A 10,268-nucleotide genomic window follows, 5' to 3' on the forward strand; every position below is an offset into this window, starting at 1 on the left:
GGTCCCTGTGAACGCCGACGAGGACCACCCGCGCAGCGCGTCGGAACTCGACGAGGACGGCCACGCCGTCCCCGCCGAGGAGCAGCCGGATCCTGAGGAGTCCCCGATCCGTCGGCGCCGACTGCGGCGCCGCCGCGCACGCCTGCTGCATGTCACCACCACGGCGGTGGTGGCGGTGCTGGGCGGGATCGTGGGCCTGCTCCTGGTCCCTGCCACCACGGTCGAGGTGGGCCCGCTGACCGCCAGCGTGCACCTGCGCCCCTCCCTCTCCTCGCAGACGGTGATCCTGCTGCCGCCGGTGGGCGAGGTCGCCTTCGACTCCCACACCGCCCCGGTGCGCATCGAGGCCAGGGTCAAGGCCGTGGACGTCGAGAAGGCGGAGGCGCTGTTCTACGCAGATTCCGGGTTCACCGAGCTCCAGCAGTCCGCCCCCGAGGCCATCACGGCCGCCGCGGCGAAGAATGCCGCGCTGAACGCATTGTTCGCCGCCGCCGGTGCAGGGCTCGCTGTGGGGCTGACCTTCCGCCGGGTGCGCCGTGCACTGGTCGCCGGCGGCAGCGCGGTCGCGGTGGTGGGAGCGTCGGTGGCCGCGACCTCGGTGACCTTCTCTCCCGAGTCCCTCAGCCAACCGAAGTTCGAAGGGCTCCTGTCCCAGGCCGCGTACATCGCGGACCTCGGCCAGGGCAAGGTCATCGACTACCAGAGCTATCGCGACACGCTCGCCGAGTTCGTGGGACAGGTCTCCGCGCTGTACATCGCCGCGGATTCGCTGCCGGTGGGGCTGGATCAGGAGAACCTGATCACCGTCCTGCACGTCTCGGACATCCACGACAATCCCCAGGCCTATGACGTGATCGAACAGCTGCACACGCAGTTCGCGATCGACGTGGTGATCGATACCGGGGACATCGTCTCCTGGGGCACTCCGCTGGAGAACGAGCTCCTGCACTCGATCGGCTCCCTCGACGTCCCGTACGTCTACGTCAGCGGCAATCACGACGGCGCCGCGGCCGCGGCCACGATCGAGTCCCAGCCCAATGCCACCGTGGTCGACAACGAGGTGGTCGAGGTGGCGGGGCTGCGCATCGCGGGCATCGGCGATCCCCGCTTCGCGGCCGACGACGACTCCGATGCCGGGGGCTGGCGCGAGGGCGACGAGGCGGTGATCGCAAGCGCCTTCCAGCTCGGGGACACCATCACGGCGTACGACGGCGAGCATCCTGCGGAGCCTGTGGACATCGCGCTGTTCCACGATCCGACCAAGCCTGAGGGGCTGCTGGGGCGCGCACCGCTGGTGCTGTCCGGGCACATGCACACCTCGAAGGTCGAGTTGGATCGCGATGATTCCGGGACCGACTGGCTGACCGTCGGCTCGACCGGCGGCGCGCTCGCGTCCGGCGGGGTCTCGCCGGTGCTCCAGGGAGACGATCCGCTGGACCTCACCGCGCGGATGCTCTATTTCGACAAGAACACCCGGCGCCTGGTCGCCTATGACGACATCGTGATGGGTGGGCTCGGCCTGGTGTCGGTCTCCATCCAGCGCTCCCAGATGCCTGATGAGGTCCCGGAGCTCGAGATCCCCGAGGGCGCCGAGACCCCCGAGGGCACCATTCCGCCCGAGCAGGAGGTCGAGCCCGGCGAGGGCCTGCCCGACGAGGACCGCGTCACGCCGACCGATCCGGTGAGCCCTCTGCCCGATCCCAGCGACGGGGGTCAGGAAGGGTAGGGCTGAGCAGGATCACTGTGAGTGGGAAAGAACCTGATCCGGGTGCCGATTCGGGCATGGGGGCTACGATGGCTATGCATATCCATGATCAGAGAGTTGAACGGTGCCTGAAACCATCCCGCACACCGATGAGGCCGTGTCGGCCTCCCCTGCCGTCGAGCTGAGCTCCGGCACCCCTGCCCCGGCCGAGCCGGAGCAGACCTTCGCCCATTTCGATGTTCGCACGGACATCGTCGAGGCACTGGCCGCGAAGGGCATCACCACTCCCTTCCCGATCCAGTCGCTGACCCTTCCGGTCGCCTTGCGCGGCCGCGACATCATCGGCCAGGCCAAGACCGGTACCGGCAAGACGCTCGGTTTCGGCATCCCGCTGCTGCAGAACTCCGTGGCCCCGGGCGAGCCGAACCCTCAGAACCGGGTGATCGGAAAGCCGCAGGCCCTCGTGGTGCTGCCCACCCGTGAGCTCGCAGTGCAGGTCGCCCAGGATCTTCAGACCGCGTCGGCGAAGCGGCCGATCCGGATCCTCACGGTCTACGGCGGCCGTGCCTACGAGCCGCAGATCGAAGCGCTCGAGAAGGGTGTCGAGGTCGTCGTGGGCACCCCGGGGCGCCTGATCGACCTTATGCGTCAGAAGTATCTGGACCTCTCCCAGGTGCGCACCGCGGTGCTCGACGAGGCCGACGAGATGCTCGACCTGGGCTTCCTCGAGGACATCGAGAAGCTGCTGCAGGCGGTGCCCGGCGATCGGCAGACGATGCTGTTCTCCGCCACCATGCCCGGTCCGATCATGGCGCTGGCTCGCCGGTTCATGAAGCAGCCCACGCACATCCGGGCGCAGGATCCGGGCGATGAAGCCCGCACGAAGGCCGACATCAAGCAGGTCGTCTACCGTGCCCACCAGCTCGACAAGATCGAGGTGATGGCCCGCATCCTGCAGGCTCGCGGCCGCGGCCTGTCGATCATCTTCATGCGCACCAAGCGCCAGGCGGACCGGGTGGCCGGCGATCTCGCCGATCGCGGCTTCGCCGCCGCTCCCCTGCACGGCGACCTCGGCCAGGGCGCTCGCGAGCAGGCGCTGCGCGCCTTCCGCAACGGCAAGATCGACGTGCTGGTCGCGACCGACGTCGCCGCCCGCGGCATCGACGTCACCGACGTCACCCATGTCGTGAACTGGAACTGCCCGGACGACGACAAGACCTACCTGCACCGCACTGGCCGGACCGGGCGTGCGGGCAAGAAGGGCACTGCGGTCACGTTCGTGGACTGGGAGGACCTGGCGCGCTGGGCTCTCATCGCCCGCCAGCTGGGCCTGGAGTCCACCGAGGCCGTGGAGACCTACTCCACCTCCGATCATCTGTTCGCCGAGCTCGACATCCCTGCAGGGGTGAAGGGCACGCTGCCCAAGGGCGCGCGCACCCGCGAGGGTCTCGAGGCGGAGACGCTCGAGGATCTGGGCGGGACCGACCACTCCGGCCGCAGCTCGCGGGAGAGCCGCGGACGTGACGGCGGCCGCAGCCGCGAGGGCGGCCGTGGTCGCGATGGTGGCCAGGACGGTGGCCGCGCTCGTGAGGGAAGCCGGGGACGGGACGGCGGTCGCGAGGGCAGCCGTGACCGTGACGGCAGCCGTGACCGTGATGGCAGTCGTGACGGCAGTCGCGGACGTGACCGCTCCCGTGGTGGGCGCAGCGAGAGCCGCGTCCAGGATGGCGAGAGCACGGAGAGCACCGCGAGCCAGGACGTCGCCGGCACCTCGAGCGACGCCGGTTCGAACACTGCTGGCTCCCACACTGCCGGCTCGAACGCTGCCGTCAGCGGCGCGTCCGCCTCCGAGCGTCCCCGCCGCAGCCGTTCGCGGTCGCGCACCCGTCGGGTCAACGGCGAGGTGGTCGACGAGACGCCGACCGGGACGTCGGCCAGCGACAAGAGCGGCGAAAGCAAGAGCGGCGAGAACAAGGGCAGCGGAAGCAAGGGCGGCGAGAGCCGGGGCGAGTCCTCGGGCGATGACCGTCCGCGCCGTCGCCGGTCCCGGGGCGGCCGCGGTCGCTCCGGTGGCAACAGCTCCGGAGCTGCTCCGCAGGAGGGCTGAGGCCCGCGGAAGGTCAGCTCCTCGAGGATGCTGAACCCCGCACGGTCGCAACCGAGCCTTCACGGTGGGCCATGAACGGCGGCCCATGAACGATGGCCCATGATCAGGCAGATCATGGGCCATCGTCATGCTCAGGGCCGGATGATGCGGGTGCCGCTGGTGGCCCGTGCTGCGATCGACTCGAGCACCTCGGGGGCGGTGAGATTCTCGCCCAGCTCATTGGGCTTGCCGCTGCCGTGGAAGTCGCTGCCGCCGGTGATCAGCAGGTCGTGCCGCCGGGCGAACTCGCGCAGCCGTGCGGTCTCCGCCTCGTCGTGCTCGCGGTGGTCGACCTCGATGCCGTCCAGCCCCGCGTCGACCATCGCCTCGAGCAGCGCGAGCGGCAGGTCGTCGTCGCGGGTCACCGAGCCGGGATGCGCGACGATCGAGACGCCGCCCGCCTCCCGGATCGCACGCACGGCGGCCAGCGGCGAGGGGGCATAGTAGGGCACGTAATAGGGGCCGGAGGGACGCAGCACCTCGGTGAAGGCCGCAGAGCGGTCCGGGACCACCCCGGCGGCCACGAGCGCGTCCGCGATGTGCGGGCGACCGATCACGGTGGTCTCGCCGGCGACCTGGGCGGTGACGTCCTCCCAGCTGAGCGGGTGGTCCACGGAGATCAGCTCGACCATCCGCCGCGCGCGCTCGACCCGTGAGGCGCGGGCGCTGGCCATCTCCTCAGCCAGGTCGGAGTCCGGCGAGGGGTCCACCAGCAGCGCGAGGATGTGCACGCTCGAGCTCTCGTGCTCGCTCGAGACCTCGATCCCCGGCACAGCCGCCAACCCGCTGGCGGCCACCGCCGCCGGCAGCTCGGACCAGCCATCCACGGTGTCGTGGTCCGTCAGAGCCAGCACGTCCAGGCCTGCTGTGCGGGCCTGCGCGAACAGCTCCCCCACTCCCGTGGTGCCGTCGGACCACGAGCTGTGGGAATGCAGATCGATGCGCTGGCTGTCTGGGGAGTCTGACCTCTCACTCATACGACCAGGGTAGACCGCGACATGAGAACATCGTGGTGTGAACACCGAGAGCGTCAAGAGCACCCAGAACACCGAGAGCGCCGAGAGCGCCGAGCGGATGAGGGACCTCGCCTCCCGAGGAGATTCCCGCTCCCAGCGCCCCAACAATGAAGCCTTCCGAGAGTTCATCTCCTCCGGCTGGGACGAGACCGTCCCCGATGCCGCCCGCCTCGAGTCTGCGGACGCCACCCCGGCGCGGCGGGATGCGCTGGTGCGCCGCCTGCCCGGTACCCGCCTGGTGCTGCCTGCCGGTGTGCTCAAGGTGCGCTCCAACGACACTGACTACCCCTTCCGGCCCGATACCGCCTTCGCGTACTTCTCGGGCCTCGGCACCGATGAGGAGCCGGACAGCGTGCTCGTGGTCGAGCCTTCTGCCGAGGACCCCGAGACTGCGGAGGCGACCTACTTCTTCCGTCCCCGCGCCGGGTTCGACACCGATGAGTTCTATGCCGATTCCCGCTATGGCGAGATGTGGGTGGGACGTCGGCCCACTCTCGTCGAGGCCTCGCAGCGCCTGGGCATCGAGGTCCGTCACATCGAGGATCTGCGCGATCACCTTGCGAAGGATGTCGGCGCCCAGCTGTCGCTGAGCGTGATGCCGGGCGTGGACGCCGCCGTGGAGTCGATGGTCGAGGAGATCCGCGGCCAGAACGGCCTGCCCGGCGGGGACGAGGCCCTGGGCGAGCATGCCGCTCTCAAGGAGGCCGCGAGCGAGCTGCGCCTGGTCAAGGACGAGTACGAGATCGGGCAGCTGCAGAAGGCGGTCGACGCCACCATCCGCGGCTTCGAGGACGTCATCCGCCACCTGCCGGAGGCCGTCGGCCATCCGCGCGGCGAGCGCGTGATCGAGGGAGTCTTCGCCGCCACCGCACGGGCCGACGGCAACGGCGTCGGCTATGACACCATCGCCGCCGCCGGCGACCATGCCTGCACCCTGCACTGGACACGCAACCACGGCGTCGTGCGCGGGGACGAGCTGGTGCTGATCGACGCCGGGGTCGAGGTCGATTCGCTGTACACCGCCGACATCACCCGCACCCTGCCCGTCGCCGGCACCTTCTCACCGGTGCAGCGGAAGATCTATGAGGCGGTGCTGGCAGCCTCGGACGCCGCCTTCGCAGTGGCCCGTCCCGGGCTGCGATTCCGTGAGCTGCACGCCGCGGCGATGGAGGTCCTCGCCCATACGCTCGAGGAGTGGGACCTGCTGCCCGGCACCGCGGAGGAGTCACTCTCCCCCGAGGGCCAATGGCATCGACGCTGGATGCCCCACGGCACCAGCCACCACCTGGGGATGGACGTGCACGACTGCGCCCAGGCTCGCCGCGAGATGTACCTCGACGCGGAGCTCGAGCCGGGCATGGTCTTCACCATCGAGCCCGGGCTGTACTTCAAGGAGAACGACCTGCTGGTCCCCGAGGAGCTGCGCGGCATCGGGGTGCGCATCGAGGATGACGTGCTGGTCACCGCCGACGGCGTCCGGAACCTCTCCGCCGCCGCACCTCGCGGCGCCGACGAGGTGGAGCGCTGGATCGCCGAGCTGCGGCAGTGAGCACCACGGCTCAGCCGCGCTTCTACGCGGCCCGGCTCGCCGGCACCTCGGTCTTCGATCCCATCGGAGACGTGGTGGCGACGGTCCGTGACGTGGTGGTGGTGCCGCAGTCCCGCACCAGCGCGCGGGCCGTCGGCCTGGTGGTCGAGGTGTCCGTCAAGCGCCGGGTGTTCCTCCCGATCACCCGGGTCACCTCCATCTCCCCCGGCCAGGTGATCTCCACCGGGGTGCTCAACGTGCGACGTTTCGAGAAGCGCACCGGCGAGCTGCTGGTGATCGGTGAGCTGCTGGATCGGGCGGTGACGCTCCTCGACGGCACCGGCGAGGCGACGGTGCTGGACATCGCGCTGGACCAGAACCGTCACCGCGACTGGGACGTCTCCCGACTGCACCTGCGCCGCCGCCGCGTGGGCAGCTCGCTGAGCCGGCTGGTCACCCGCGGCCAGACCCTCACCGTCGAGCTGTCCGAGGTCTCGGGGCTCTACGGCACCCAGGCTGAGCAGTCCGCGCATCTGCTGGCCGCGTCCTATCAGGATCTGAACCCTGCCGACCTCGCCGAGATCATCCAGGAGCTCGAGCCCAAGCGCCGGATCGAGCTCGCCGGTGAGCTGGCCGACGAGCGCCTCGCCGACGTTCTCGAGGAGCTCCCCGAGGACACCCGGGTCGAGGTGGTCACCGGGATGGACGCCACCCGCGCGGCGGACATCCTCGATGCGATGGATCCCGACGACGCCGCGGACCTCGTCCAGGAGCTCCCCGAGCATGTCGCTGCGCACCTGCTGAACCTGATGGAGCCCGAGGAGGCGGAGGACGTCCGCCGCCTGCTCGCCTATGACGAGTACACCGCCGGCGGCATGATGACCACCGAGCCGCTGATCGTCGCGCCGGAGACCCCGGTGGCGCACTGCCTGGCGATGATCAGCCGCGAAGCGGTCCACGCCGCTCTCGCCTCGACCGTGCACGTGTGCCGCTCCCCGCTCGAGACACCCACCGGGAAGCTGCTCGGCATCGTCCACTTCCAGCAGCTGCTGCGGGAGCGTCCGGACCGCCCTGTCGGCGAGATCATCGATCCCGACCGGGTCGCGGTCGAGCCCTCCGCCCCGCTGTCCACCGTCACCCGCGAGATGGCGACCTACAACCTGGTCTCCATCCCGGTGATCGATGAGGACGGCCGCCTGCTGGGCGCGGTCACGGTCGATGACGTGCTCGACCATGTGCTGCCCGATGACTGGCGCGAGCAGGACGAGCCGCCGCCCGCCACCGGACAGATCGATCTGTCGGAGATCGCCCGGGCCACCGCCCGGGACGCCGAGGCCGCCGCCGCGGACCGCACGAAGGGAGAGTGAAAATGGCAGAGCGCAACCCCGCCCCGCTCGATGATCCGGCACCCCGGCGCCGGCCGCTGCTGCGCAACCCCTTCCGCGGAGACACCTTCGGGCGCGGTGCGGAGGGCTTCGCCCGGATGATGGGCACCCCGGCGTTCCTGGTCGGCATGACCATCTTCTGCGCGGTGTGGCTGACCTGGAACTCGCTGATGCCGGAATCGGCGCAGTTCGATCCCCGGGCCCTGAATTTCACCCTGCTGACGCTGATCCTCTCCCTCCAGGCCTCCTACGCCGCGCCCCTGCTGCTGCTCGCGCAGAACCGTCAGGACGACCGTGATCGCGTGCAGGTCGAGCAGGATCGCCAGTCCAACGAGCGCAACCACGCCACCACCGACTTCATCACCCGAGAGATCGCCTCGCTGCGCCTGGCGCTGAACGATGTCGCCACCCGCGACTTCGTGCGCGGCGAGCTGCGCGATCTGCTCGACGATCTCGAGGCGCCTCCCGCGCCCGCCCCCGACGCCGACGCTCTGCGCGCGATCCTCCGTGAGGAGGTCGAGGCGGCGCTGGTCCGCCGTGACGCAGGCGACGGCGCCACGTCATCGAAGGAGCAGCATCCTCAATGAACGCTTCCGACCCCATGAATGCATCAGACCCAGTGAACGCGTCCGACCCCCGGAACGCCTTCGAACAGCCCGCTCCCGCGCACACCACCGGCGAGCAGCCCACCGAGCATCCCGGTGACGGACAGAGCGCTGAGGATTCGCGCGTCGCGCAGATCCGCGAGGCCCTGAACGGGGTGATCGACCCCGAGATCCGCCGTCCCATCACCGAGCTCGGCATGGTCGGCTCCGTCGACGTCGATGCCGAGGGCGTCGCGAAGGTTCATGTGCTGGTCACGATCGAAGGCTGTCCGATGCGTGATCGCATCGAGCGCGAGACTGCGGAGGCGACCGCGACCGTGCCCGGACTCTCGCGGGTCGAGGTCTCGACCAGCGCGATGACCGAGGAGCAGCGCAGCGAGCTCACCAAGCGGCTGCGCCAGGGCCGCCGCCAGATCCCCTTCAACCAGCCCGGCTCGCTGACCCGGATCTTCGCGATCTCCTCCGGCAAGGGTGGGGTCGGCAAGTCCACGGTGACCGCGAACCTCGCCGCGGCGATGGCGGCCGACGGACTGCGCGTGGGGGTGATCGATGCAGATATCCATGGCTTCTCGATGCCCGGCATGTTCGGCATCACCGACCAGCCCACCAAGGTCTCCGATCTGCTGATGCCTCCGGAGGGCCACGGGGTGGCGGTGATGAGCATCGGCATGTTCGTGCCCGAGGGGCAGGCGGTCGTCTGGCGCGGACCGAAGATGCACCGGGCGATCGAGCAGTTCGCCTCGGACGTCTTCTGGGGTGACCTCGACGTGCTGCTGCTGGACCTGCCGCCCGGCACCGGAGATGTGGCGATCTCCGTGGCCCAGCTGCTGCCCAGTGCCCAGATGGTCGTGGTGACCACGCCCCAGCAGTCCGCCTCGACGGTGGCCGAGCGGGTGGGCTCGCTGTCGACCTCGACCGAGCAGGAGGTCGCCGGGGTGGTCGAGAACATGGCCGGGCTGACCCTGCCCGACGGCACCGTGATGGATGTCTTCGGCACCGGTGGCGGGGATCGCGTCGCCGCGACGCTCGCCCGTGCCGTGGGGCACGACGTGCCCGTGCTGGGCCGGATCGCGCTGGATCCCGCGCTGCGCGAAGGCTCGGACCGGGGCGTGCCGCTGGTGGTCTCCGACCCCGATTCGCCGACCGCGATGGCACTCAAGGGTGTGGCCCGAGCGCTCGTGCGCAAGCCTCGCGGGCTGGGTGGGATGAAGCTGCCGCTGACGGTCGCCCGGTCCTGACAGGGGCACTCGGTCTTCAGGCCCGGGGCCGTCGGCTCCGGGGTGTCAGTTCAGGGGCGTCAGTTCAGGGGCGCCAGATCCGGCTGCGGAGTCCGCTCAGGTGGATGCTGCCGTCAGCTCAGGCGGCTGCCGCCGTAGGCTCAGGTGGATGCCGCCGTCGGCTCAGACGGATTCTGCCGTCAGCTCAGGTGGCTTCGTCGTCGAAGGGCGCCCGCTTCGGGGCCTTGTCCTTCGCCGACTTCGAGCCGGACTTCGCACCCTTCTTGGCGGCACCTGCTGCGGCGCCCCCGGCGGCGATGCTCATCGCCTCCTTGCCGGGCAGCAGCTCCTCGAGGTCGGTGTCACCCCAGGCCTCGCGGATGATGCGGCGAGGATCGTACTGGCGGGGGTCGTACTTCCGGAGGTCCTCGATGGCGATGCCCATCTCGTCCTCGACGGTCGAACGTGAGTCGTCCACCCAGCGGCGCGCCTGGCGCACCCACGAGATCAGCTGCCGGGTGACGTCAGGAAGACGCTGCGGCCCGACGAACACCAAGAACACGATGAGCAGGACGACGAGCTCCCACCCACCGAGGCCGATGAATCCGGTGCCGCCCATTGTCCACCTGTACGTCTCGAGGTCCGCTGATGCCTGACATTATTGCA

Annotated in this window: 8 protein-coding genes; 6 read left to right on the forward strand and 2 right to left on the reverse strand. The window is 70.0% G+C overall.

The window, feature by feature from the left end:
- Window positions 1–7: 7 nt before the first annotated feature.
- The gene (locus tag ACT3T9_RS07415; protein ID WP_444606223.1) at window positions 8–1,726 is read left to right on the forward strand and encodes a metallophosphoesterase family protein; all 1,719 of its coding nucleotides are present in this window, start codon (window positions 8–10) and stop codon (window positions 1,724–1,726) included.
- Window positions 1,727–1,829: 103 nt separating this feature from the next.
- Window positions 1,830–3,812, forward strand: coding sequence for a DEAD/DEAH box helicase (locus tag ACT3T9_RS07420; RefSeq protein ID WP_444501741.1), 1,983 nt, complete (start codon window positions 1,830–1,832; stop codon window positions 3,810–3,812).
- Between the two features lie 131 nt (window positions 3,813–3,943).
- On the opposite strand, the gene ACT3T9_RS07425 is transcribed toward ACT3T9_RS07420, so the two are convergent.
- A complete protein-coding gene (locus ACT3T9_RS07425; RefSeq protein ID WP_441444171.1) occupies window positions 3,944–4,828 on the reverse strand; it encodes a PHP domain-containing protein in 885 nt (294 codons plus the stop codon).
- Between the two features lie 97 nt (window positions 4,829–4,925).
- On the opposite strand from ACT3T9_RS07425, the gene ACT3T9_RS07430 reads away from it, so the two are divergent.
- The 4 genes from ACT3T9_RS07430 to ACT3T9_RS07445 are packed head-to-tail and all read left to right on the forward strand — an operon-like array spanning window position 4,926 to window position 9,623.
- Entirely contained in the window at window positions 4,926–6,416 is a 1,491-nt protein-coding gene (locus ACT3T9_RS07430) for an aminopeptidase P family protein (protein WP_444606225.1), read from the forward strand.
- A complete protein-coding gene (locus ACT3T9_RS07435) occupies window positions 6,413–7,762 on the forward strand; it encodes a magnesium transporter MgtE N-terminal domain-containing protein (RefSeq protein WP_441444172.1) in 1,350 nt (449 codons plus the stop codon). The genes ACT3T9_RS07430 and ACT3T9_RS07435 overlap by 4 nt, the downstream gene beginning before the upstream one ends.
- A gap of 2 nt (window positions 7,763–7,764) precedes the next feature.
- The gene (locus ACT3T9_RS07440) at window positions 7,765–8,367 is read left to right on the forward strand and encodes a DUF1003 domain-containing protein (RefSeq protein WP_441444173.1); all 603 of its coding nucleotides are present in this window, start codon (window positions 7,765–7,767) and stop codon (window positions 8,365–8,367) included.
- Window positions 8,364–9,623 carry an Mrp/NBP35 family ATP-binding protein gene (locus tag ACT3T9_RS07445; RefSeq protein WP_444501740.1) on the forward strand — a complete coding sequence of 420 codons (1,260 nt, stop codon included), beginning with the start codon at window positions 8,364–8,366 and terminating at the stop codon, window positions 9,621–9,623. Before ACT3T9_RS07440 ends, ACT3T9_RS07445 begins: the two co-directional genes overlap by 4 nt.
- 184 nt (window positions 9,624–9,807) lie before the next feature.
- On the opposite strand, the gene ACT3T9_RS07450 is transcribed toward ACT3T9_RS07445, so the two are convergent.
- Window positions 9,808–10,221 (reverse strand): twin-arginine translocase TatA/TatE family subunit, encoded by a 414-nt coding sequence (locus tag ACT3T9_RS07450; protein WP_441444175.1) that lies wholly within the window; start codon window positions 10,219–10,221, stop codon window positions 9,808–9,810.
- Window positions 10,222–10,268 lie beyond the last annotated feature (47 nt).

The sequence above is a fragment of the Brachybacterium sp. AOP29-B2-41 genome, from assembly GCF_052378395.1.
Taxonomy (GTDB): Bacteria; Actinomycetota; Actinomycetes; order Actinomycetales; family Dermabacteraceae; genus Brachybacterium.

Coding starts and splice junctions, on each gene's coding strand:
- ACT3T9_RS07425 (WP_441444171.1), bottom strand. CDS start 4,828: ATGAGTGAGAGGTCAGACTCCCCAGACAGCCAGCGCATCGATCTGCAT.
- ACT3T9_RS07440 (WP_441444173.1), top strand. CDS start 7,765: ATGGCAGAGCGCAACCCCGCCCCGCTCGATGATCCGGCACCCCGGCGC.
- ACT3T9_RS07450 (WP_441444175.1), bottom strand. CDS start 10,221: ATGGGCGGCACCGGATTCATCGGCCTCGGTGGGTGGGAGCTCGTCGTC.
- ACT3T9_RS07445 (WP_444501740.1), top strand. CDS start 8,364: ATGAACGCTTCCGACCCCATGAATGCATCAGACCCAGTGAACGCGTCC.
- ACT3T9_RS07430 (WP_444606225.1), top strand. CDS start 4,926: ATGAGGGACCTCGCCTCCCGAGGAGATTCCCGCTCCCAGCGCCCCAAC.